Consider the following 22,760-nt stretch of genomic DNA (forward strand, 5'->3'; position numbering starts at 1 on the left):
TCCCCTCTTCCTTATATGAACAAGCCAACAATCATATCAATTACTTTAATTCCAATGAATGGAACGATCACTCCGCCAAGCCCATAAATGAGTAAGTTTCTGCTAAGCAATGCATTAGAACTCATCGGTTTATATGCGATACCTTTCATCGCTAGCGGAATAAGTAACGGAATAATAACCGCATTAAATATTAATGCTGATAAGATTGCTGAAAGCGGTGATGTTAATTTCATAATGTTTAATGCTTCCATTTGCGGAATCGCAAGTGTAAACATTGCTGGAATGATTGCAAAGTATTTTGCAATATCGTTCGCAATACTAAACGTCGTTAACGCACCACGTGTCATTAACAATTGCTTACCGATTCCTACAACCTCAATAATTTTCGTTGGATTCGAATCTAAATCAATCATATTTGCTGCTTCTTTCGCAGCTGTCGTCCCACTATTCATTGCTAATCCAACGTCAGCCTGTGCTAATGCCGGAGCATCATTTGTACCATCACCTGTCATCGCTACAAGTTTCCCTTTATCTTGCTCTGCTTTAATAACTGCAATTTTATCTTCTGGTTTACACTCAGCAACGAATTCATCTACCCCTGCTTCTTTTGCAATTGTTGCTGCTGTTAATGGGTTATCCCCTGTACACATAACCGTTTTAATCCCCATTTGGCGCAATTGTTCAAAACGCTCACGCATACCAGGTTTTACTGTATCCTTTAAATAAATTAAACCGTAAATACGATCATCCACTGCAACTAAAAGTGGTGTTCCGCCTTCTTTTGAAATTAAATCTGCTTTTTGATTCACATCTTTCGGAATCGTTCCGCCTTGTGATTGAACCCATTCAATAACGGCACCGACAGCACCTTTTCTCACTTTCGTTCCATCCTGTAAATCAACACCGCTCATTCTTGTTTCTGCTTTAAATGGAACAAATTCACCTTGTTCTGCAATTTCTCTATTATATGATATAGATTTCGTTTGTACATATTCTATAACAGATCGACCTTCTGGTGTTTCATCTAAAACTGAGCTAATCGCAGCCCATTTTCCTACTTGCTCAATCGTTTCATTTCCTACTGGTAGCAGTGTATGTGCCATCCGGTTCCCGAAAGTAATCGTACCTGTTTTATCTAAAATAATTGTATTAATATCACCCGCAGCTTCTACTGCTTTCCCTGACATCGCTAATACATTAAACTTTGTTACGCGGTCCATCCCAGCAATACCAATTGCTGATAATAACCCACCAATTGTCGTTGGAATTAAACAAACTAACAATGCTACAAGTACAGCTGTATCAATTTGAAACCCTAAATAGTTTGTAAAAATCGGCAACGTCACAACGACGATTAAGAAAATTAGAGTTAAACTCGTTAATACTGTATTTAAGGCAATTTCATTCGGCGTTTTTTGACGCGCAGCTCCTTCTACTAAAGAAATCATTTTATCAATAAATGATTCGCCAGGATTACTCGTAATTACAATCGTAATCTCATCACTTACGACCATCGTACCGCCTGTCACTGAACAAAAATCGCCACCCGCCTCTTTTATTACAGGAGCTGATTCCCCTGTAATTGCAGATTCATCGACAGACGCTAAACCTTTAATCACTTCACCATCATTTGGAATCATTTCTCCTTGTTTTACAATAACAACGTCACCTTTTCTCAGATCAGTTGCTGAAACTTGAATAATATCTCCATTTTCTTTTACAACATTTGCAAACACATCTTTCTTCGATTGTTTTAAAGAATCGGCTTGCGCTTTACCACGCCCTTCAGCTAAAGCTTCTGCAAAGTTAGCAAATAAAACTGTAAATAATAGAATGAGAGAAACTGTTATATTAAACCACCCTGGTACACTACTAGAACTACTTGGAAGAAAGGATAAAATTAACGTAATGATAAATCCAATTTCCACAACGAACATAATCGGATTCTTTATCATTACTTTCGGATTCAATTTCGCAAAGGATTGTTTCATTGCATGTGTCACGATATCACGATCCATCGTTTTTGCTTGTCTAACCTCATCTTCTACAGCATGTATTTGTGATTCATTTACTCTTTTTTCTTTTACTACTACCGGTCTCATCATTTACCCTCCATTACTTCAATGTAAGAAATTCTGCAATTGGGCCAAGTACTAACATCGGGAAGAATGTTAACGCACCAACAATTACAATTGTTCCGATAAAGATCCCTCCAAATAAACCATTATCCGTACGGAATGTCCCGACTGTTTCTGGTACTACCGTCTTCTCTTTCAGTGAAGCTGCAACAGCTAGCATCGTAATTAAACTGAAATAGCGTCCTAAAAACATAACTAAACCAGTCGTAATATTCCAAAACGGTGTATTGTCTGCTAAACCTTCAAATCCAGATCCGTTATTCGCAGCTGACGATGTGTACTCATATACAACTTGCGTTAAACCGTGGAAACCTGAATGAGAAATTACATCCGTTCCTAAGCTTGTTGAAAGAGCTAATGCTGAAAACCCTAAAATAAGCAATGGATGAAATAAAATCGTTACCGCAATCAATTTCATTTCCTTACCTTCAATTTTCTTACCTAAAAACTCCGGTGTCCGTCCAACCATTAAACCAGATATAAAGACTGCAATAATTGCATACATAATAATGTTCACAAAACCTGCTCCAACACCGCCGTATACTGTATTTAACATCATATTTACGAGTGGAACTAGACCACCAATTGGTGTTAACGTATCATGCATCGTATTAACGGCCCCTGTTTCCGCAGCTGTCGTTACTGTCGCATAAAGGGAAGAAAATACTGTTCCAAATCGGACTTCTTTTCCTTCTGTACTTCCTTGTACATGTTCGATACCCATTCCATTTAACGCTGGATTTCCATGTAATTCAGATGTCGTAATCGTTATAAATCCTAGTAAAAACACCATGAATAGTGACACGAAAAGGATGCGACCTTGTTTTTTATTTCCTACCATTCGTCCGTACGTAAATGGAAGTGCTGTTGGCAATAACATCATAAGCATCATTTGCAAAATATTACTCATTTGCCCTGGATTTTCGAAAGGATGTGTAGAGTTTGCTCCGAAAAATCCACCGCCGTTATTTCCGAGTTCCTTAATGGACACGAATGATGCAACAGGCCCACGTAATATACTTTGCTTTGCCCCATCGATTGTTTGTGCTGTAACTGCCCCGTCTAACGTTTGTGGTACACCAAGTGCGACAAAGATTAGCGCTGCAACAAACGCAATAGGAAGAAATACTCTCGTTAAAGCTCTCGTAAAATCAACGAAAAAGTTACCAAGTTCTTTTCCAGCGAGTCCTCTTATAAATGCCATAACGAGCGCTAACGTCGTTGCTGGTGCTGCAAACATTAAAAATGTAATCCCGATTAATTGTGATAAATAAGACAAACCATTTTCACCGCTATAATGCTGTAAATTTGTATCAGCCATAAAACTAATTGCTGTATTAAAAGCAAGCGTAGGCTCCATTCCCTCGATATGCGCTGGATTTAGCGGCAGCACACCTTGTAATCTGAAAATGAAATATACAACAGCAATCATAAATCCGTTGAGTAAAACGAGTGATAATGCGTACTGTTTCCACGTTTGATTGTATTCTTTTACACCCGTAATTTTAAAAATAAGTTTTTCAAAAGGCCCGAATACTTTCTCTAGCGTTTTGCTACCTTGAAAAGCTTTTTCTAAATAAATCCCCGTTGGCTTTGCTACTAGAATAAACAAGAGCATTGTAATAACGACTGCAACCCAAATCATAATGAATGATTCCCCCTAATTAAAACTTTTCTGGATTTAATAATGCGTACACTAAGTACACCGTAATCGCTGCAACAATAACCGATAAGACAATCATCATGATTGCTTCCCTTCTTTCACAACTTTATCTGACCAACTTGCAAGACTTGCCATCGATGCGACTAACCCAACAAAAATACCGATCATTACAACATCTAACATAACTACCCCTCACTTTTGTTAAAATTTACCATCTAGTTATCAAAAAAAGAACACTAAGCTCTACTTAGTGTTCGAAACGAACAACACAAAGTAAACCTCCTCTCTAAACGCTTACGAGGTTAGCTGTCGGATTCGGGCCTAAAGAGTAGCCCTACTTTCAAAATTGAAAGATTCACCCCAAGTGACAATGCACAAAATTGGTTCCCCCGCTCCATTTCTGGAACTCAGCGATTTTAGGTTTTTTTTGGAAATTTTATGAATGATTTATGAGAGTAAATATACTCCTCTAAATTTAACTTGTAAAGGGGTAAATTACTGAAAATAAGAAAATATCCATCTATTTAAGCGTTTACATTAGTTGTTATTAATATTTTTTCATCTGTTTTCTCGTCTTTCCTTTCTTTTTCACAGAAATGATCTTTTAAATACGAAATAAAAAGAGCGAATTACATGAAGTGCATAGCTTGTTGCACTCAGCATTCGCTCTTTTTTCATTCAACCTTTATTCTCCACGCAAAAAAGCACGCAAATTTCTCCCTCGAATATAAACTTGTGATAATTCCGCATGTAACTGCTCATATTCGGTAATATCCGCCTCTAAATACAAAACATCTTTTGATGGTAATATAATATATGGACCTGGAAAAAGAGGATCGAGCACTACCAATTCGTGAACTCTCTCTACCGATATCGCCCAACGATTCGCTATATCTCCTAGTAACAACACTTTCATCTTCATTTCCCCCGCCCTATTCAAAAAATAAAAAAGAAATATTATCACAGTTCGTAAACACTACAAATTTAGCTCCAATTGTTTCATAGAGCCTGGCCGGATAGCGTTTATTCTTTGTAACAACAGTAATAGGCGCTTGAAAAGAAAAACGAATGTGTTCTGTGAAGAAACTAACTATCGGAAGCTCATCCCCTAGTAAAATCACCTTCTTAATACGTGTGCAAATACTAGTAAAATCCTTCTCCTTATTACAGCTATAAGCTGATTCAAACCCATACTCTCTAACTTCATCCGCTATCTCTTCATTGGCTGTAAAAATAATTAACTCATGCTGAAATGCTACTAGCTCTCTTAAACTCTTTACCTTGTTTTTTTCTCCAACACAAATAAGTGTTAGTTCCATGTACCTCATCCTCCTTAGCATAAAAGAACTCAAACATAGATTGATATTCTCCTATACTAATCAGACCGATGAAGTGATGTATCCATCATGGCACCGTCCTCTCTCAAGAAGCTTACGAAGTTAGCTGTCGGATTCGGACTTTGAGAGTAGCCCTACTTTCAACATTGAAAGATTCACCCCTAGTGACGACGCACAAATTGGTTCCTCCGCTCCATACATTTGGACTCAGCGTATTACAAAAAATGTATTCTGGCTGATATATTACTCCTGTATTTTGAAAAAGTAAACACAAAAAAAGCCAGTTAACAAACTGGCTTCTCGTATCTTTATACATGCGTCTTATTCAATTTATATGCAAAATGATTCGTCGGCCCATGACCACTTCCAATATTCAATGGCTCTTCAATTGCTATACTAATAAATCGTTTTGCTTCTTGAACTGCCTCTTCCATCAAGTAGCCTTTCGCAAGTCCTGCTGTAACCGCTGAAGCAAATGTACACCCACTTCCGTGCGTTTGCTTCGAAGGAATTCGTTCACTTCTAAATTCAATAAACTGCTCACCATCAAAGAGTAAATCAATTACTTCATTACCTTGATATTCTGCATGTCCGCCCTTCATAAGCACATATTTAGCTCCTAATTCATGCAATACTTTTGCAGCTTCCTTACTATCTTCTATATTTTGAATCTCCATTCCAGTTAACACTTCTGCTTCCGGAACATTCGGTGTGACAACCGTTGCTACTGGCAATAAATATTCTTTTAATGCTTGTACTGCTTCTTGTTGTAATAATGACGCACCACCTTTAGCAATCATAACAGGATCTAGCACAATATTATTCCAGCCAAATTTCTTAATATGCTCTGCCACAATTTGAATAATTTCACTACTAAATAACATTCCCAGTTTTACAGCATCTGGCGTTAAATCCGTGCCAATTGAATGCAGCTGTTCCGTAATTCCTTCTAAAGAAACAGGATACACCCCTTGAACGCCAAGCGTATTTTGAGCAGTAATTGCTGTAATAGCCGTCATTCCATACACACCAAGCTCTTGGAATGTTTTTAAATCCGCCTGAATCCCAGCGCCGCCTCCGCTATCAGACCCTGCAATCGTTAAAGCTTTATTCACTTTCATTCCACTCATCCTTTTCTACCCAAAATAGCGATGATAAATTGTTTTCGCTTCGCTTATATCTTTCGTTCCATGTACAAGGACACGGCCATCTTTAAAAGCAACTAATCTCTTTTCTTCAACCGAAAATGATAATAAATATGGATTTACATTTAAATCAGTCACACGATCATTCAACAATCTTTTATATTGTTCAAAATCCATTTCCTCTTTATAAGGTGGTCTAATTTGAACTGTATTTCTCCCGCATAACACTGCTGTTTTTGAAGTGTTTTCCTTATTTAAATACGGATATAGTGCTTGCTCACCACACGATAGACAATTATGTTTACGAAGCTTTTGCACATTCATACATGAATACTCATTTTTCCATACATCAAATGACACAAGCCCATCTCGAAGCGAGTCATAATCTTCTACTAACAGTTTAAGCGTTTCCGTTACTTGATGAGAAACGACGAGAGATACAGCAGGTGATATAATCCCCGCTGTGTCACATGTCGCTCCGCCAAGTGGAATCGATTGTAATAAACAAGATAAACATGGCGTTTTTCCTGGAATAATAGTATAAGAAAGACCGTAACTCCCTACACATGCCCCATAAACCCATGGAATAGAATATTTTTGCGATATATCATTCACAATGAAACGTGTTTCGAAATTGTCAGTCGCATCGATGATTACATCAACATTTGTAACGAGTTCTTCCAACTCTTCAGCCGTTACATCCTGAACGAGAGCTTCTACTCTTACTTCACTATTAACCTCTTCTAGACGTTTTTTTGCCGCTACAGCCTTCGGAAGATTATTCTCTACATCACTCTCTGCATACAATTGTTGTCTTTGCAAATTACTCCAATCGACATAATCACGGTCAACAATTGTTACTTGACCAACGCCTGCTCTTACAAACATCTCTGCATTTGCACTACCTAATGCACCTGCACCGATAATAAGTACATGCTTTTCTCCTAGCTTTTGTTGCCCTTCTTCCCCAATTGGAGAAAATAGTTCTTGGCGAGAATATCGATTATTCAACTACGCTCATTCCTTCTAAAGGACTACTTGCTGTTGCACAACGTTTACGTGCAATACGACCTGCTTCAAACCCTAATCGTCCTGCCTCAATACTTAATTTCATTGCGTATGCCATTTTAATAGGATCGTTCGCTCCAGATACTGCAGTATTCAATAACACACCATCCGCTCCTAATTCCATCGCAAATGCCGCATCAGCTGGGCTACCAATACCTGCGTCAACGATAACTGGTACTGTCGCTTGTTCAATAATGAAACTTAAATTTAATGGATTTACAATACCAAGCCCTGAACCAATCGGTGATGCTCCTGGCATAATCGCGTGTACACCAAGTTCTTGTAATTTACGAGCTAATACAACATCATCAGATGTGTATGGTAGAACGATAAATCCTTCTTCTAGTAACATTTCAGATGCCTTTAACGTTTCTACTGGATCAGGTAATAACGTTCTATCATCACCAATAACTTCTACTTTTATCATGTCACAAAGTCCAGAAGCTTTTGCTAATTTTGCAATACGAACAGCTTCTTCAGCATTTTTTGCTCCTGCTGTATTCGGTAATAACGTATATTTTTTCACATCAAGTTTCTCTAATAAATTAGGCTGCTTCGCATCAAATATATCCATACGACGTACTGCGAATGTTAAAATCTCAGCCTCAGAAACATCAATTGCCTTTTGCTGCACATCAAAATCAGGGAATTTCCCTGTTCCTAATAAAAGTCTAGAATGAAATGAAAATTGTCCAATGTTTAACATAATCAACCGCCTCCTACGAAAGTTACAATCTCAATTTGGTCCCCATCAAAAACAGATGTATCGTTATGATCATCTTTTTGTAAAATATCTTTATTACGTTCTACTACAACAATTCTGTTATCTAACTCTAAATGTGTAAGTAGCCCAGCTACTGTTTTCACACTCTCTGGTACTTCAATTTGGTTACCATTAATTTTTAAATTCAAACTTCCATCCCCTTTCTAAACCGTTTTAGAAAGCAATGAATCTAGCAAGTGATTCTCCTGCTTCCCTTCTATTAAATCAGCCATATACTGACCAGAAACAGGACTTAATAAAATGCCGTTTCGATAATGGCCCGTACAAGCATATAAACCTTTTATTTCTTCATGCTCTCCCATATAAGGAGCTTCATGATTAGACTGCGGTCTTAACCCAGCCCACGTACTTTCCCATTCTGCTTCTTTTAAGGCAGGCAATATTGTGTAGGCACGCTCTAATATGGAAGTAATACTTTCTGGTTGTACAGACTTATTAAACGTATGAGGCTTCATTGTTGCCCCAATTACGTAACGGCCACCACGTTTCGGTGTAATATAAAAACGTTCTTGGAAAATAGGAGCTTTCAAGAGCGGTTTCTTGCTTCTTACTGCAACAACTTCACCCTTCACAGGATACGTGCCCCAATCACTATGGAAATAATGTAGTAATTTCGTACTCCATGAGCCTCCAGCGATAACGACTTTTTCACATGTGATTACACCTTCACTCGTAACAATTCCAGTCACTTTATTATTTTCAATACGAATATCAAACACTTCTGTTTGTTCATATATATCAGCACCGGAAATTGCTGCAGAATGTGCGAATGCTTTCGTAAGCTCTGGTGCAATAACTTGACCATCTTTCGGATAATATACCGCCCCTATAATTGACTCGGAAAGAAACGGCTCTTTTTCCCGTAAATGGTCCCCCGTTAGAAATCGGGAATCTTCACCTGTTTTCTGCTGCCAATCCATAATATGAAGAATTCTTTTCTTCTCATCTTCATTTTGAGCGATGCGATAAATGCCCTTTTCTTCATACCCAATATCGATGCCTGTTTTTTCACGTAAAACTGCTGCAAGTTGTGGAAATATAGCACGGCTTTCTCTAGCAAGCTCAAACAACGGATCATATGCATCCCATTCTGCCTGAACACCGAGCAAACCAGCAGCTGCTTTCGAAGCTTCAGATGCGATTCTTTGCTTCTCTACAATCGCTACTTTATGCCCTCTTTCTGCTAGAAAGTGTGCAACTGAACTACCAATTACACCTCCGCCAATAATCGCTACATCATACTTCTTACACATGTTTTTCCGCCCACTTTCTTATTGATTCCTTATAAGATTTCGCCTTGCTATACGGATTACTACTGCTTATAATCCCGGACATAACAGCAATGCCACTTACACCATTTGCAAGAACATCACCTGTATTTTCAGGGGTAATCCCACCAATTGCAGTTATTGGTATGGATAAACAACTTGCCATATGAGCAATTTCTTCTAATCCTCTCGCTGGCACACCTTTTTTACAATCTGTCGGAAATACATGACCATAAACGAGTGAATCTGCTCCATTTTTAAATGCTACTATCGCCTCATCTAGCGAATGTACTGAATAACCGACATGCAAATAAGAAAACTTTTCTTTTACTAACCTTACATCTGCGCTTCGATATCCTAGCTGAACACGCGGAATATTTAATAGAATAGCAATATCAATTCGATCATTTATCACTATCTTCGATGCTGGAAAGCCTTTCCCCAAAAGACTTTCCACACCTTCATACAATTCCTTCGTACTTTTCTCACGCTCACGAATATGCAAATAATCGATCTCACTCTCAATTTGCATCGCTACATTCACTAACTCTTCGAATGGCATATGGCCATTTGAGATTACATGGAGCTCATTTTTCATATTCATTCGCCTACTTTAAAATGTTTTCAAATAATTCATCGGCTGGAACGATTTCTTTCGTCATTCCTTTGTCTTTCAACCATTTGTTTTGTTTCTCCCATGACTCTTTTGAATCCGATAAGAATGGCTCATCTTTCGTTTCCATCTTCTCTAATAAAATTTTCATACTTTCTTTTTCAACTTCTGGTACAAGCGGGAAGTTTTCTTTTTCTTGATGATCTAATAAAATATTTAATGCTTCATCGGGTTTTTTCTTCATAAAGTCATACCCTTTTTGTGCCCCACGTAAAAAGGCTTGCAATGCTTCTTTATCTTTTTTCAACGTTTTATCACCCGTTACAAACACAAGCTCATGATAGTTCGGTACACCATAATCTGCTGGATTAAAGTATGCTGGTTCATGACCTTCATGACGTATAACAGGTACTTCATGGTTAATGTATGCCCCTGTTACCGCATCCACTTTTTTCGTAATTAATGCTGGTACTAAATCAAAGCCAACATCGACTACTTTCACTGTATCTGGATTACCACCAGCTTCTTTTACCATCGTTTTTAAATACATCTCACTTAAAGGTGTTCCAGAATATCCAACTGTTTTCCCCTCTAAATCTTTTGGCGATTGAATGCCTGCTGACTTCAGTGATACAACATGATTTAATGGTGAACGTACGACAGCTCCAATTGATTTCACTGGAATTTGTTCATTTGCTTTTGCCATGACAACATCTGGTTGATAATACAAACCAACTGTCACTTTCCCTGCTGCCGCTAGCGTTAATGGATCAGTCGGATTAGAAGGGAATTTAATATTCACCTTGACTCCTTCTTCTTTAAAGTATCCTTTTTCAATTGCCGTATAAATAAAGCTATGTACCGCATTCGGGTACCAATCAAGCATTACTGTTATTTCTTTTTCTGATTTATTCTTATCTGATGCCGAGTTACTCGAACATCCTGCAATCATTGCAACTAATAATGTAAACACAAAGATGCGTTTTAATAATTTCATGAATGTTTCCTCCAACTAATAAATTTCTTTTCTAATATCGAAACAAGTATGACGAAGAAAATAGCTAATAATGATAACAATACAATTGGTGCAAATACACCAGCTCCGTCTAACTGCGTCATCATTCTTTTACTGAAATATCCAAGCCCAGCTTGTGCACCGAGCCATTCACCAATCGCTGCCCCAATAACGCTAAGTGGTATCGCAATTTTTAACGCTGAAAAAAAATAAGGAAGAGCAGATGGCAACTTTAGCTTTAGAAAAACATCTTTTTTCGTTGCACCATATGTAACTAATAGCTCCTCCCATTCTTTTTTCGTACTGCGCAGTCCATCATACGTATTGACCGCAATTGGGAAAAAAGTAATTAAAACGGTAACAACAACCTTACTCCAGATGGTATATCCAAACCATAAAACGAAGAGCGGTGCAAGCGCAGTGATCGGGATTGTTTGTGAAGCAACTAATAACGGATAAAATGCTCTTTCCATCCACGTACTCGCATTCATTAACATTGCTAGCCCTACGCCCAGTACGATAGAAATAACAACGCCTATTAAAACGACGTATAACGTTGCAGGTAAATGAACCGTAAATAATATATCTTTCAGCGCCCATATCTTCATTACAATTGCAGAAGGTGATGGCAAAATGTACATCTCATCTACAATTCTTGCTCCTACTTCCCACAGAGCAAGTAAAATTCCACTTAATATAAGGGCAGGTAATAACTCCTTCAAGCGATTCATCATACGAGTACCTGCCTTTGTAACATACTAAGGAGCTCTTCTTTAAGCGCTAACACTTCAGGCTTATATAAATCTTTTCTTGTTCGGTTACGATCAAGCGGCACAATTCGCTCAGTTAAAGTTGCTATCGGTTGATTTTCTACAACCAAAATTCGATTAGAAAGAAACAATGCTTCTTCAACATCATGAGTGATAAATAAAATTGTTTTTTCCCACTCTTTCCATTGTTCAAACAACCATTCTTGCAAAGATGCCTTCGTTAAAGCGTCCAATGCGCTAAACGGTTCATCTAACAATAATATCTCCCCTCCTGTTAATAAAGTTCGGATAAAAGATACGCGTTGCCTCATACCACCAGATAAATCTTTCGGATATTTTTTCTCGTACCCTTGTAAACCAAATTTATGTAACAGTTCTTTCGCTTTTACTTGCGCTTCTTTCTTCTGCACACCTTGGCACTCTAGCGGCAGGGCCGCATTCTCAATAATCGTCCTCCACGGCAAGAGCATATCTTTTTGGGGCATATACCCTACAGAATGACTCTTCTTTGTTTCTGTCAGCTCTATCTGTCCAGTACTTGCCTCTTCTAAGCCTATAATAAGGCGAAATAAAGTACTTTTCCCGCATCCACTCGGTCCGATAATACTTACAAACTCTTTATCTTGTATAGAAGCATTTAATTCATTGATGATTGGTTTTTCATCATAATGAAAGGAAACATTATGAAACTGTAGTATGTTCTTGCTCCTCAAAACCCCACATCTCCTTACGATAAGCCATATCCCAGAATAAATATTCAAATCGGCTGGAATATAAGAAAATCTCCTCTAATCGGTCTAGCTCTTTCTCTGACTTTCCAACTGCCATTTCATTTAATAAATCTATTAACCAAATACAAAGGTTACCGTATTCTTCAGAACTATATCCTTGAATCCACTCTCCAAAGAACTCATGATCTCTTGCTCCAGGAATATCATTTAAACGCTTTCCGATCTCCCAATAGCTCCACATACATGGAAGTAAAGCTGATATTAATTCTGCAAGTGTGCCATTTTGAGATACAGACATCATGTAATTTGTATAGGCTAAATTTTTAGCAGATGGTTTCGCAGATTCTATCTCCTCTACAGTAATGCCAAGTTTGTTTGCATACTGTTTATGGATCGTCATTTCTCCATTTAAAATCCCATCAATTTGCTCTGCAAATTTTGCCATAACTTGTGGATTCGTTGCCTTTACAACCCCAATTGCATATAGCTTTGCATAATCTAACAAATATAAATAATCTTGAATAATATAGTACTGGAATTTGTCTTTTTCCAACGTACCATCCCCCATACCTACTACAAACGGATGATTATGACTTTTCTCCCAAACAGGCTGCACCGTATCAAATAATCTTTCACAAAATTTCATTAATAATTCCCCTTCCTATATATCTATTTATCTCAATAAAAAAACCACTTCTGTATATAAGAAGTGGTTACAGCAAATAAAATTATAATTTATTCGTTGTTCCACTTCCCTTCGCTAGTATTATCTAGATCAGGTGTTGTAAGGGTTAAGGATTATTCCTCTCTCAGCACGAAAAGCACCCCTAGTGGTGTTAATATGAAATTTTCAAATAAAAAAGCCCCGTTTCTATACGCAAAGAAACGGGGACTCATTGTTAATGTCCGAATTGCTTCCCTACGCTAGCATAATCTAGATCAGGTAATAAAAAGGATCAAAGGCTTATGGCCCTACTCTCAGCTGGCAACACCAGCCCTCCTAGCAAACTATAAAATTATCACTGTCAGTATAACATCGCCATAAGACATCATCAACTGTTTTAATTTTCTTAATTGCGAATTAAATCTTAACGTGTTAAACAAATATAAATGCGACCTCACAAATGATATATACAATATTTATATACGAATCTCTCTTCTGACATTATTTTTATTGATTTCATATTACATTTATGTGAATACGACCAATATATTATATCTTTATACTATAATAAAATTACAACTATACAACTAGAGGAGGTCTTTATTACATGAATATGAAAGCCACAGCTTTAACAGCAACTACTATCGCAATTGCTTCTTTACTTCCTTCTATGGGAGAATCCGATATACAAACAGCGGCTGCTAAGCAACCATCTACAGTAAAAACTGGATATGTAAAAATTGACAACGTTGCACTACATCAAAATAGCCATACAGACAGTGCAATAGTTGATACCATTCGATTTAATAGCCCGGTTACTATTCTTGAAACAGTTCAAGATTGGTATAAAGTATCTGTTAACAACAAAACAGGCTATATGAAAAAAGATGCAATTCTATTCAAAAAAAATGTTCAACCAAAGTCTCAATATATCGTAAATGCAAACGCATTAAACGTTCGTTCTGAACCTAATACAGAGTCTTCTATTCTAGATATATTACCAAATGGTCAATTCATTACCATTCAAGGTGAACAAGGAGATTGGTACAAAATATTACATAACGGTCAAATTGGTTACGTACAAAAAACATTTGTATCTAATGGATCCACACCTCTAGTAAAAGGTGTAACAGTACAAGGTTCTCCTTCTTATACTGTTGCAACACCAAAATTAAATGTACGTAGCAATGCTAGCACAAGTGGCACTCTACTTGGCTCATTACAAAATGGTACACAAGTACAAGTAGTAGAAACGGTAGGTACTTGGTATAAAATTCGTTTTGGCACAGGATACGGATATGTAGCAAAACACTATGTAGTGCAAAATCAAAATCAAGCACAAGCTAAAACAGCTCAACCTGCATCAATTCCAGCAGTTTTCAAATTCCCTACTCAAGGGAAAATCAGCTCCACTTTTGATATGCGCTGGGAGCAAATGCATTATGGTATAGATATAGCAGCACAAGGAAATGTCTCTATTCAAGCTGCTGCTGCAGGTAAGGTTGTGAAATCTTATTATTCGGCTAGCTACGGCAATGTCGTGTTCATCGCCCATCAAATAAATGGGAAATTATATACAACAGTTTATGCTCATATGAAGGATCGCACTGTACAAGCTGGTGATCAAGTACAAACTGGACAATTAGTAGGTCATATGGGAAACACAGGTCATTCATACGGGCAACATCTCCATTTTGAATTACATAATGGGGAATGGAATTTTGAAAAAACAAATGCAGTAAACCCACTGCCATATTTAGTTAGGTAAATTATATGCCACGCAATATACCTCTCTTTATTGAATACCTGGCCTTTTTAGGTTTAATCTGTTGTTTAATCATTTATAATACGAACACTGTATTTTTATCTATTATTATTGCTTTTGTTGCTTTAGAAATCATTATGGAAGCATTACAAATGCGGCTAAAACAAAAAATTGCCCATATTTATAATGTAATTTTTCTTTTAAGTGCTCTTATAACAAATATAATTAGTAATGGTTTTTATTTATCTACCGTACTTCCTGTATTCTTTATAGGTGTTTTATTATTCATAGCTAGATACGTTCATGTTCCTAATAACCAAAAACATGAACAAGAAGCTTAGAAAGAGGAGACACTGTGTACCAATCTTTCAAAGATAATCCAATGAAATATATATTGAATTTATATGAAAAAATGAATACTTTTTTTGGTATACAAGGAAGTTATACTGCACAATTTCTCCTTTATGGAATGTTATTTCTTATCTTAGTTACTTTCTCCTTGCTTTACTAACAAAAAAAGGATCTCACATAAACTTGAGATCCTTTTTAATTTATATTAATTTTTAATATGTAAAATATGGTTTATCCACAAGCATATTTTTCATAAATGAAACTAAGATTATATTTTTTCTCTAAGCTCATTCTTTGTTCATCGTCGCACCAATAGAAAAGAATATCATGAATCGTTGCATAACGCTTATTTTTAAGAAATAGTTTAAAGAATGATGGTAAACAATCATGTAATTGTATAAATATATAATTGCGTAGTATTTCTTCTTTGTATTCAATTCCCTTACAAATATACAGTAATTCTTCACAGTAATATGCATGCTGTGGAACTTGGATCATTTCGAAAAATGGTACATATGATAGTAGCTTTCCAATAAAATGACCATACCGATCCATTACCCCTATCGTCATATGCTCCATCATTTCTTTCATCACATATAAATAATCATCTACATGAGTTGTCTTTAAAGGGTCTAATCGATCGGAAATTTGTGAAAGTACAGCTCTTTGACAAGCTAAAACCGCTTGACTAGGTCCATAATATGATAGGAAGTCTGTACACTTACGATACTTTCGTAATAAGTCATGTGTATATAAATCATACACAAAAGTATTACAATACATTGCCAGACTCATCATATCAATATTTAATTGCTCTTTTGACAGTAGCTTAGCTCGCTTACACATATAAAAGAATGTAAATTCCAATACTTCTTTATGAGATAATAGATGTTTGCAATCTGTTATACATTTCTCATTAAATTTAACTCGATCCCAAATTTCTACATCCTCAGCTGTTAATTCACCAATACGATATTTAATAATTAAATAGTTTAAAGCAACTGCCTTCGTCAAAAGATCCCATGTTTCATACTCCAATGAAGTTCGGACAAATTCATCTAGCCCTTGGGTTATCATAAAAGCATTTGCCTCTTCATACCAACCAATCTCTTGACATAAACGAAGAATACGTACTAGAGTTGGAATTTCATCTTTATGAAACTGCGGTAAATTCTTTACTTTATTCATGCCATATACGATAAATGGCGCTAAATTTTCTTCTTTATAAAATTCTTTTTCTTTCCATACTAATATAGTTCGCTCTTTCCCTTCACCTTTTGGATGACAAGGTACAAGCAAAGAAAATAACTCAGCGAAATCATTTGGTTCTATATATGTATCTGTAACCAAATTCCAATTTGGATCGCCCTGTACAGCCCTCATATAATTCCCCTTCCCTTTTTATCCCGCTATTTGCGGGCAGTAAGACTCCCACCTCAAAATTCTGCGAATGCGAGGAAGTTAGGTAGGAGATAAAACTGCCCATAAAAGCCCGATTGGTTCAACTAATAATTATTTTGGGATGGACACCCCCCAATAATTAAAGTTTCACTTTATCTATGTAGGAAATATTAATTCATTATTACATCATTAACAATGAATATTGTTATATTCAAAATCTATCATAATACTTATATCTCTCAGTATATCATTTTTTCTCTTATTAAAAATCAGGAATGACAAATTTAAAAAAACTTTCAAAAATATTGACGCTATACTTATTATATAATGTCTCAGATACATCACGCTAACATATTAGTTTAATCCGTATATACTAGAATAATGTATCTGATCTTTATAAATAGTTTATTCCGTATGCTCTGAGATTTCACTTAAAGCAAACCCTGCTTGATCATCTGCTGATTTTCTTATAGCTAAATCACCTAGTGCTAGCATCCCAACAAGTTGACCGCCCTCAACAACCGGTAACCGTCTAATTTGATATTGTGCCATTAATTCTGTAGCTTTTTCAATAGAATCATCTGGAGAAACTGAAACAATGTTTGTTGTCATTACATTTGTAATTTGATTAGATCCAGGATGTTTTTCAGCAATCCCACGAACAACTAAGTCTCGATCAGTAACAAGCCCAACAACTTGTTTATTTTCAATAACAGGAATCAATCCAACCGATTCTTCCTTCATTTTTACAGCTGCCTCATATACATTGTCTAATGGTGTACAATGTACGATATGAGTACTCATAAGTTCTCTAACTTGCGTCATTTTTCATCTCCTCCTTTTAATACATACCATAGCTTTTCCTAAATCCCTTTATTTATTTCAGGAAAATAAGGTGATAAAAAGAGGCTTATACATAATAAAAAAGAGTCAGCAATATGCTGACTCTTTTTTTATGACCCGTACGGGATTCGAACCCGTGTTACCGCCGTGAAAGGGCGGTGTCTTAACCACTTGACCAACGGGCCATGGCTCCGCAGGTAGGACTCGAACCTACGACCGATCGGTTAACAGCCGATAGCTCTACCACTGAGCTACTGCGGAATATATATGGTGGGCCTAAATGGACTCGAACCATCGACCTCACGCTTATCAGGCGTGCGCTCTAACCAGCTGAGCTATAGGCCCATATACTTTACAGGGGCAGTAGGAATTGAACCCACACTGGAGGTTTTGGAGACCTCAGTTCTACCTTTAAACTATGCCCCTAAATGGTGCCGGCTAGAGGACTTGAACCCCCAACCTACTGATTACAAGTCAGTTGCTCTACCAATTGAGCTAAGCCGGCATAAAAAAAAACAAAAAAATGGTGGCTCGGGACGGAATCGAACCGCCGACACGAGGATTTTCAGTCCTCTGCTCTACCGACTGAGCTACCGAGCCAACATAAAATGGCGGTCCCGACCGGGGTCGAACCGGCGATCTCCTGCGTGACAGGCAGGCATGTTAACCACTACACCACGGGACCATTGGTTGCGGGGACAGGATTTGAACCTGCGACCTTCGGATTATGAGCCCGACGAGCTACCGTACTGCTCCACCCCGCGACGATATTATGTTTTAAAAATAAATGGAGGAGGTAGAGGGATTCGAACCCCCGCGCGACTCTCGCCGCCTGTCGGTTTTCAAGACCGATCCCTTCAGCCGAACTTGGGTATACCTCCATGAAGGAAAAATTAATATCTTATTCATTTTTATATGTAACTAAACCACTTTTAAAAAAAATGGAGGAGGTAGAGGGATTCGAACCCCCGCGCGACTCTCGCCGCCTGTCGGTTTTCAAGACCGATCCCTTCAGCCGAACTTGGGTATACCTCCGACATATAAAAAATAAAGTGGAGCCTAGCGGGATCGAACCGCTGACCTCCTGCGTGCAAGGCAGGCGCTCTCCCAGCTGAGCTAAGGCCCCATGTTTTTGGGAAAATCGGGAAGACAGGATTTGAACCTGCGACCCCCTGGTCCCAAACCAGGTGCTCTACCAAGCTGAGCCACTTCCCGTTAATAAAAGCGCGCCCGAGAGGAGTCGAACCCCTAACCTCTTGATCCGTAGTCAAACGCTCTATCCAATTGAGCTACGGGCGCATATGGTGCCGAGGGCGGGGGTCGAACCCGCACGGTGGTCACCCACCGCAGGATTTTAAGTCCTGTGCGTCTGCCTGTTCCGCCACCCCGGCATGTCATACTGAAAATTGGAGCGGAAGACGGGATTCGAACCCGCGACCCCAACCTTGGCAAGGTTGTATTCTACCACTGAACTACTTCCGCAAGACATGTTTGAGTTATTTTATTAAAAGTGCGGGTGAAGGGAGTCGAACCCCCACGCCAAAGGCGCTAGATCCTAAGTCTAGTGCGTCTGCCAATTCCGCCACACCCGCATATTTTTAAAGAAAATGGTGAGCCATGAAGGATTCGAACCTTCGACCCTCTGATTAAAAGTCAGATGCTCTACCAACTGAGCTAATGGCTCTTAATGGCTGGGCTAGCTGGATTCGAACCAGCGCATGACGGAGTCAAAGTCCGTTGCCTTACCGCTTGGCTATAGCCCAATAATTAAGAAATGGTGGAGGGGGGCAGATTCGAACTGCCGAACCCGAAGGAGCGGATTTACAGTCCGCCGCGTTTAGCCACTTCGCTACCCCTCCGACATATATGGTGGAGGATGACGGGATCGAACCGCCGACCCCCTGCTTGTAAGGCAGGTGCTCTCCCAGCTGAGCTAATCCTCCATTTTGCCTGGCAACGTCCTACTCTCGCAGGGACAAGGTCCCAACTACCATTGGCGCTAGAGAGCTTAACTTCCGTGTTCGGTATGGGAACGGGTGTGACCTCTCTGCCATCATTACCAGACTATATTCGATTGAGACAAACATTATTATACTTGATTCACTTAGAAAGTCAATAAGTTTTTTATATTCTCTCAAAACTAGATAACGTTGCTTCATATTATATGGTTAAGTCCTCGATCTATTAGTATTCGTCAGCTCCACATGTCACCATGCTTCCACCTCGAACCTATCAACCTGATCATCTTTCAGGGATCTTACTAGCTTACGCTATGGGAAATCTCATCTTGAGGGGGGCTTCATGCTTAGATGCTTTCAGCACTTATCCCTTCCGCACATAGCTACCCAGCTATGCCCTTGGCAGAACAACTGGTACACCAGCGGTGCGTCCATCCCGGTCCTCTCGTACTAAGGACAGCTCCTCTCAAATTTCCTGCGCCCACGACGGATAGGGACCGAACTGTCTCACGACGTTCTGAACCCAGCTCGCGTACCGCTTTAATGGGCGAACAGCCCAACCCTTGGGACCGACTACAGCCCCAGGATGCGATGAGCCGACATCGAGGTGCCAAACCTCCCCGTCGATGTGGACTCTTGGGGGAGATAAGCCTGTTATCCCCGGGGTAGCTTTTATCCGTTGAGCGATGGCCCTTCCATGCGGAACCACCGGATCACTAAGCCCGACTTTCGTCCCTGCTCGACTTGTAGGTCTCGCAGTCAAGCTCCCTTATGCCTTTGCACTCTACGAATGATTTCCAACCATTCTGAGGGAACCTTTGGGCGCCTCCGTTACACTTTAGGAGGCGACCGCCCCAGTCAAACTGCCCACCTGACACTGTCTCCCGGGTCGATGAGACCCGTAGGTTAGAATTTCAATACAGTCAGGGCGGTATCCCACCAGCGCCTCCACCGAAGCTAGCGCTCCGGTTTCAATGGCTCCCGCCTATCCTGTACAAACTGTACCAAAATTCAATATCAGGCTACAGTAAAGCTCCACGGGGTCTTTCCGTCCTGTCGCGGGTAACCTGCATCTTCACAGGTACTATAATTTCACCGAGTCTCTGGTTGAGACAGTGCCCAAATCGTTACACCTTTCGTGCGGGTCGGAACTTACCCGACAAGGAATTTCGCTACCTTAGGACCGTTATAGTTACGGCCGCCGTTTACTGGGGCTTCAGTTCAGAGCTTCGCTTACGCTAACCCCTCTCCTTAACCTTCCAGCACCGGGCAGGTGTCAGCCCCTATACTTCGCCTTACGGCTTCGCAGAGACCTGTGTTTTTGCTAAACAGTCGCTTGGGCCTATTCACTGCGGCTTTCCGTTAAGAAAGCACCCCTTCTCCCGAAGTTACGGGGTCATTTTGCCGAGTTCCTTAACCAGAGTTCTCTCGCACACCTTAGGATTCTCTCCTCGCCTACCTGTGTCGGTTTGCGGTACAGGCACCTTTTATCTCGCTAGAAGCTTTTCTTGGCAGCGGGGAATCAAAGACTTCGCTCCATAAGGAGCTTCCCCATCACAGCTCAGCCTTCACGATAAGCGGATTTGCCTACTTATCAGCCTAACTGCTTGGACGTGCACAACCAATCGCACGCTTCTTCTATCCTTCTGCGTCCCTCCATTGCTCAAACGATAAAGAGGTGGTACAGGAATATCAACCTGTTGTCCATCGCCTACGCCTGTCGGCCTCGGCTTAGGTCCTGACTAACCCTGAGCGGACGAGCCTTCCTCAGGAAACCTTAGGCATTCGGTGGACGGGATTCTCACCCGTCTTTCGCTACTCATACCGGCATTCTCACTTCTAAGCGCTCCACCAGTCCTTCCGGTCTGACTTCACTGCACTTAGAACGCTCCCCTACCACTGATACCATTGGTATCAATTCGCAGCTTCGGTGGTGTATTTAGCCCCGGTACATTTTCGGCGCAGAGTCACTCGACTAGTGAGCTATTACGCACTCTTTAAATGGTGGCTGCTTCTGAGCCAACATCCTAGTTGTCTAAGCAACTCCACATCCTTTTCCACTTAATACACACTTTGGGACCTTAGCTGGCGATCTGGGCTGTTTCCCTCTTGACTACGGATCTTATCACTCGCAGTCTGACTCCTAAGGATAAGTCATTGGCATTCGGAGTTTGACTGAATTCGGTAATCCGATGAGGACCCCTAGTTCAATCAGTGCTCTACCTCCAAGACTCTTACACTTAAGGCTAGCCCTAAAGCTATTTCGGGGAGAACCAGCTATCTCCAGGTTCGATTGGAATTTCTCCGCTACCCACACCTCATCCCCGCACTTTTCAACGTGCGTGGGTTCGGGCCTCCATTCAGTGTTACCTGAACTTCACCCTGGACATGGGTAGATCACCTGGTTTCGGGTCTACGACCACGTACTAAACGCCCTATTCAGACTCGCTTTCGCTGCGGCTCCGCCTCTTCAGCTTAACCTCGCACGGGATCGTAACTCGCCGGTTCATTCTACAAAAGGCACGCCATCACCCATTAACGGGCTCTGACTATTTGTAGGCACACGGTTTCAGGATCTCTTTCACTCCCCTTCCGGGGTGCTTTTCACCTTTCCCTCACGGTACTGGTTCACTATCGATCACTAGGGAGTATTTAGCCTTGGGAGATGGTCCTCCCAGATTCCGACGGAATTTCACGTGTTCCGCCGTACTCAGGATACATTCAAGAGAGAACGAAGTTTCGACTACGGGGTTATTACCCTCTGTGACGGACCTTTCCAGGTCGCTTCGTCTACCTCGTTCCTTTGTAACTCCGTATAGAATGTCCTACAACCCCAAGAGGCAAGCCTCTTGGTTTGGGCTAGATTCCGTTTCGCTCGCCGCTACTCAGGAAATCGCATTTGCTTTCTCTTCCTCCAGGTACTTAGATGTTTCAGTTCCCTGGGTCTGTCTTCCATACCCTATGTATTCAGGTAAGGATACCATACCATTACGTATAGTGGGTTTCCCCATTCGGAAATCTTCGGATCAAAGCTTACTTACAGCTCCCCGAAGCATATCGGCGTTAGTCCCGTCCTTCATCGACTCCTAGTGTCAAGGCATCCACCGTGCGCCCTTTCTAACTTAACCAAACTAAAATTAAAAAAATATGAGCTACACTGTTATCTAGTTTTCAAAGAACATACATTTAAACTTGAGAGATAGTTCTCTCAAAACTGAACGAAACAAAACAAGTCAACGTTTATTG

The 22,760-nt window shown here is 39.8% G+C and carries 20 protein-coding genes, 20 tRNA genes, 2 rRNA genes and 4 riboswitches; of the genes, 2 read left to right on the top strand and 40 right to left on the bottom strand.

Annotated elements, in window-relative coordinates; all coding sequences use genetic code 11:
- Nucleotides 1-11 precede the first annotated feature (11 nt).
- The 16 genes from kdpB to tenA all read right to left on the bottom strand — a co-directional run bounded on the left by kdpB (nucleotide 12) and on the right by tenA (nucleotide 13,178).
- Nucleotides 12-2,102: a potassium-transporting ATPase subunit KdpB gene (gene kdpB / locus MKX66_RS16020; RefSeq protein WP_326996995.1), complete on the bottom strand. Its 2,091-nt coding sequence runs from the start codon at nucleotides 2,100-2,102 to the stop codon at nucleotides 12-14.
- Nucleotides 2,103-2,115: 13 nt separating this feature from the next.
- The gene (kdpA, locus tag MKX66_RS16025) at nucleotides 2,116-3,783 is read right to left on the bottom strand and encodes a potassium-transporting ATPase subunit KdpA (RefSeq protein ID WP_341086703.1); all 1,668 of its coding nucleotides are present in this window, start codon (nucleotides 3,781-3,783) and stop codon (nucleotides 2,116-2,118) included.
- A 19-nt stretch (nucleotides 3,784-3,802) separates the two neighbouring features.
- Entirely contained in the window at nucleotides 3,803-3,883 is an 81-nt protein-coding gene (gene kdpF, locus MKX66_RS16030; protein WP_000973728.1) for a K(+)-transporting ATPase subunit F, read from the bottom strand.
- Entirely contained in the window at nucleotides 3,880-3,984 is a 105-nt protein-coding gene (locus MKX66_RS16035; protein WP_000887888.1) for a SipW-dependent-type signal peptide-containing protein, read from the bottom strand. Before MKX66_RS16035 ends, kdpF begins: the two co-directional genes overlap by 4 nt.
- A 94-nt stretch (nucleotides 3,985-4,078) precedes the next feature.
- Nucleotides 4,079-4,224: riboswitch (cyclic di-AMP (ydaO/yuaA leader) on the bottom strand.
- 262 nt (nucleotides 4,225-4,486) lie between these two features.
- Nucleotides 4,487-4,717 carry a hypothetical protein gene (locus MKX66_RS16040; protein WP_016101779.1) on the bottom strand — a complete coding sequence of 77 codons (231 nt, stop codon included), beginning with the start codon at nucleotides 4,715-4,717 and terminating at the stop codon, nucleotides 4,487-4,489.
- A gap of 16 nt (nucleotides 4,718-4,733) precedes the next feature.
- Entirely contained in the window at nucleotides 4,734-5,120 is a 387-nt protein-coding gene (locus MKX66_RS16045; RefSeq protein ID WP_002029867.1) for a hypothetical protein, read from the bottom strand.
- Between the two features lie 93 nt (nucleotides 5,121-5,213).
- Nucleotides 5,214-5,361: riboswitch (cyclic di-AMP (ydaO/yuaA leader) on the bottom strand.
- Nucleotides 5,362-5,446: 85 nt separating this feature from the next.
- Nucleotides 5,447-6,259, bottom strand: a complete 813-nt coding sequence (gene thiD, locus MKX66_RS16050) for a bifunctional hydroxymethylpyrimidine kinase/phosphomethylpyrimidine kinase (RefSeq protein WP_033708803.1) — start codon at nucleotides 6,257-6,259, stop codon at nucleotides 5,447-5,449.
- A 15-nt stretch (nucleotides 6,260-6,274) separates the two neighbouring features.
- Nucleotides 6,275-7,294 carry a thiazole biosynthesis adenylyltransferase ThiF gene (locus MKX66_RS16055; protein ID WP_193652589.1) on the bottom strand — a complete coding sequence of 340 codons (1,020 nt, stop codon included), beginning with the start codon at nucleotides 7,292-7,294 and terminating at the stop codon, nucleotides 6,275-6,277.
- On the bottom strand, nucleotides 7,287-8,057 hold the full coding sequence (thiG, locus tag MKX66_RS16060) for a thiazole synthase (protein WP_002087526.1): 771 nt from the start codon (nucleotides 8,055-8,057) through the stop codon (nucleotides 7,287-7,289). Before thiG ends, MKX66_RS16055 begins: the two co-directional genes overlap by 8 nt.
- Before the next feature lie 2 nt (nucleotides 8,058-8,059).
- A complete protein-coding gene (thiS, locus tag MKX66_RS16065) occupies nucleotides 8,060-8,263 on the bottom strand; it encodes a sulfur carrier protein ThiS (protein ID WP_001049509.1) in 204 nt (67 codons plus the stop codon).
- Between the two features lie 15 nt (nucleotides 8,264-8,278).
- Nucleotides 8,279-9,388, bottom strand: coding sequence for a glycine oxidase ThiO (gene thiO / locus MKX66_RS16070; RefSeq protein ID WP_002140430.1), 1,110 nt, complete (start codon nucleotides 9,386-9,388; stop codon nucleotides 8,279-8,281).
- Nucleotides 9,381-10,001, bottom strand: coding sequence for a thiazole tautomerase TenI (tenI, locus tag MKX66_RS16075; protein ID WP_016101785.1), 621 nt, complete (start codon nucleotides 9,999-10,001; stop codon nucleotides 9,381-9,383). Before tenI ends, thiO begins: the two co-directional genes overlap by 8 nt.
- A 10-nt stretch (nucleotides 10,002-10,011) precedes the next feature.
- Nucleotides 10,012-11,013 (bottom strand): ABC transporter substrate-binding protein, encoded by a 1,002-nt coding sequence (locus MKX66_RS16080; RefSeq protein WP_341086704.1) that lies wholly within the window; start codon nucleotides 11,011-11,013, stop codon nucleotides 10,012-10,014.
- Nucleotides 11,010-11,762, bottom strand: coding sequence for an ABC transporter permease (locus MKX66_RS16085; protein WP_002029858.1), 753 nt, complete (start codon nucleotides 11,760-11,762; stop codon nucleotides 11,010-11,012). The genes MKX66_RS16080 and MKX66_RS16085 overlap by 4 nt, the downstream gene beginning before the upstream one ends.
- Entirely contained in the window at nucleotides 11,762-12,514 is a 753-nt protein-coding gene (locus MKX66_RS16090; protein ID WP_215590745.1) for an ABC transporter ATP-binding protein, read from the bottom strand. Before MKX66_RS16090 ends, MKX66_RS16085 begins: the two co-directional genes overlap by 1 nt.
- The gene (gene tenA, locus MKX66_RS16095) at nucleotides 12,483-13,178 is read right to left on the bottom strand and encodes a thiaminase II (protein WP_002140424.1); all 696 of its coding nucleotides are present in this window, start codon (nucleotides 13,176-13,178) and stop codon (nucleotides 12,483-12,485) included. The genes MKX66_RS16090 and tenA overlap by 32 nt, the downstream gene beginning before the upstream one ends.
- An 89-nt stretch (nucleotides 13,179-13,267) precedes the next feature.
- A riboswitch (TPP riboswitch) is annotated at nucleotides 13,268-13,371 on the bottom strand.
- A 60-nt stretch (nucleotides 13,372-13,431) separates the two neighbouring features.
- Nucleotides 13,432-13,544: riboswitch (TPP riboswitch) on the bottom strand.
- A gap of 259 nt (nucleotides 13,545-13,803) precedes the next feature.
- Between tenA and MKX66_RS16100 the strand changes: the two genes are divergently transcribed.
- Together MKX66_RS16100 and MKX66_RS16105 are read left to right on the top strand one after the other, a co-directional pair.
- Nucleotides 13,804-14,964 (top strand): SH3 domain-containing protein, encoded by a 1,161-nt coding sequence (locus tag MKX66_RS16100; protein WP_002029853.1) that lies wholly within the window; start codon nucleotides 13,804-13,806, stop codon nucleotides 14,962-14,964.
- Between the two features lie 5 nt (nucleotides 14,965-14,969).
- Entirely contained in the window at nucleotides 14,970-15,302 is a 333-nt protein-coding gene (locus tag MKX66_RS16105) for a hypothetical protein (RefSeq protein ID WP_002010638.1), read from the top strand.
- Nucleotides 15,303-15,543: 241 nt separating this feature from the next.
- On the opposite strand, the gene MKX66_RS16110 is transcribed toward MKX66_RS16105, so the two are convergent.
- From MKX66_RS16110 to MKX66_RS16225, 24 genes are all read right to left on the bottom strand, one after another.
- Nucleotides 15,544-16,695 carry a DUF3965 domain-containing protein gene (locus MKX66_RS16110; protein ID WP_215590741.1) on the bottom strand — a complete coding sequence of 384 codons (1,152 nt, stop codon included), beginning with the start codon at nucleotides 16,693-16,695 and terminating at the stop codon, nucleotides 15,544-15,546.
- Nucleotides 16,696-17,118: 423 nt separating this feature from the next.
- Nucleotides 17,119-17,538: a CBS domain-containing protein gene (locus MKX66_RS16115; RefSeq protein WP_215590739.1), complete on the bottom strand. Its 420-nt coding sequence runs from the start codon at nucleotides 17,536-17,538 to the stop codon at nucleotides 17,119-17,121.
- A 131-nt stretch (nucleotides 17,539-17,669) separates the two neighbouring features.
- A tRNA-Glu gene (locus MKX66_RS16120) sits at nucleotides 17,670-17,741 on the bottom strand.
- Between the two features lies 1 nt (nucleotide 17,742).
- Nucleotides 17,743-17,817 (bottom strand) — tRNA-Asn (locus tag MKX66_RS16125).
- A gap of 7 nt (nucleotides 17,818-17,824) precedes the next feature.
- Nucleotides 17,825-17,901: transfer RNA gene (locus MKX66_RS16130), tRNA-Ile, on the bottom strand.
- A gap of 10 nt (nucleotides 17,902-17,911) precedes the next feature.
- A tRNA-Trp gene (locus MKX66_RS16135) sits at nucleotides 17,912-17,982 on the bottom strand.
- Nucleotides 17,983-17,985: 3 nt separating this feature from the next.
- Nucleotides 17,986-18,061, bottom strand: a tRNA-Thr gene (locus tag MKX66_RS16140).
- A gap of 19 nt (nucleotides 18,062-18,080) precedes the next feature.
- Nucleotides 18,081-18,156: transfer RNA gene (locus MKX66_RS16145), tRNA-Phe, on the bottom strand.
- Between the two features lie 9 nt (nucleotides 18,157-18,165).
- Nucleotides 18,166-18,241, bottom strand: a tRNA-Asp gene (locus tag MKX66_RS16150).
- Between the two features lie 2 nt (nucleotides 18,242-18,243).
- A tRNA-Met gene (locus MKX66_RS16155) sits at nucleotides 18,244-18,320 on the bottom strand.
- A 24-nt stretch (nucleotides 18,321-18,344) separates the two neighbouring features.
- Nucleotides 18,345-18,437: transfer RNA gene (locus tag MKX66_RS16160), tRNA-Ser, on the bottom strand.
- 61 nt (nucleotides 18,438-18,498) lie between these two features.
- Nucleotides 18,499-18,591 (bottom strand) — tRNA-Ser (locus MKX66_RS16165).
- 18 nt (nucleotides 18,592-18,609) lie between these two features.
- A tRNA-Ala gene (locus tag MKX66_RS16170) sits at nucleotides 18,610-18,682 on the bottom strand.
- A gap of 15 nt (nucleotides 18,683-18,697) precedes the next feature.
- Nucleotides 18,698-18,771, bottom strand: a tRNA-Pro gene (locus MKX66_RS16175).
- Nucleotides 18,772-18,781: 10 nt separating this feature from the next.
- Nucleotides 18,782-18,855 (bottom strand) — tRNA-Arg (locus MKX66_RS16180).
- 3 nt (nucleotides 18,856-18,858) lie between these two features.
- Nucleotides 18,859-18,947: transfer RNA gene (locus MKX66_RS16185), tRNA-Leu, on the bottom strand.
- A gap of 16 nt (nucleotides 18,948-18,963) precedes the next feature.
- A tRNA-Gly gene (locus tag MKX66_RS16190) sits at nucleotides 18,964-19,038 on the bottom strand.
- 29 nt (nucleotides 19,039-19,067) lie between these two features.
- A tRNA-Leu gene (locus tag MKX66_RS16195) sits at nucleotides 19,068-19,148 on the bottom strand.
- A 16-nt stretch (nucleotides 19,149-19,164) separates the two neighbouring features.
- A tRNA-Lys gene (locus MKX66_RS16200) sits at nucleotides 19,165-19,240 on the bottom strand.
- 4 nt (nucleotides 19,241-19,244) lie between these two features.
- A tRNA-Gln gene (locus tag MKX66_RS16205) sits at nucleotides 19,245-19,319 on the bottom strand.
- Between the two features lie 12 nt (nucleotides 19,320-19,331).
- Nucleotides 19,332-19,415, bottom strand: a tRNA-Tyr gene (locus MKX66_RS16210).
- 8 nt (nucleotides 19,416-19,423) lie between these two features.
- A tRNA-Val gene (locus tag MKX66_RS16215) sits at nucleotides 19,424-19,499 on the bottom strand.
- A 5-nt stretch (nucleotides 19,500-19,504) separates the two neighbouring features.
- A 5S ribosomal RNA gene (gene rrf, locus MKX66_RS16220) occupies nucleotides 19,505-19,620 on the bottom strand.
- Between the two features lie 100 nt (nucleotides 19,621-19,720).
- Nucleotides 19,721-22,642 (bottom strand): 23S ribosomal RNA (locus tag MKX66_RS16225).
- Between the last annotated feature and the right edge of the window lie 118 nt (nucleotides 22,643-22,760).

Origin of the sequence: Bacillus sp. FSL R9-9530, assembly GCF_038008145.1 — a bacterium.
In the GTDB taxonomy this organism is placed as follows: domain Bacteria; phylum Bacillota; class Bacilli; order Bacillales; family Bacillaceae_G; genus Bacillus_A; species Bacillus_A mycoides.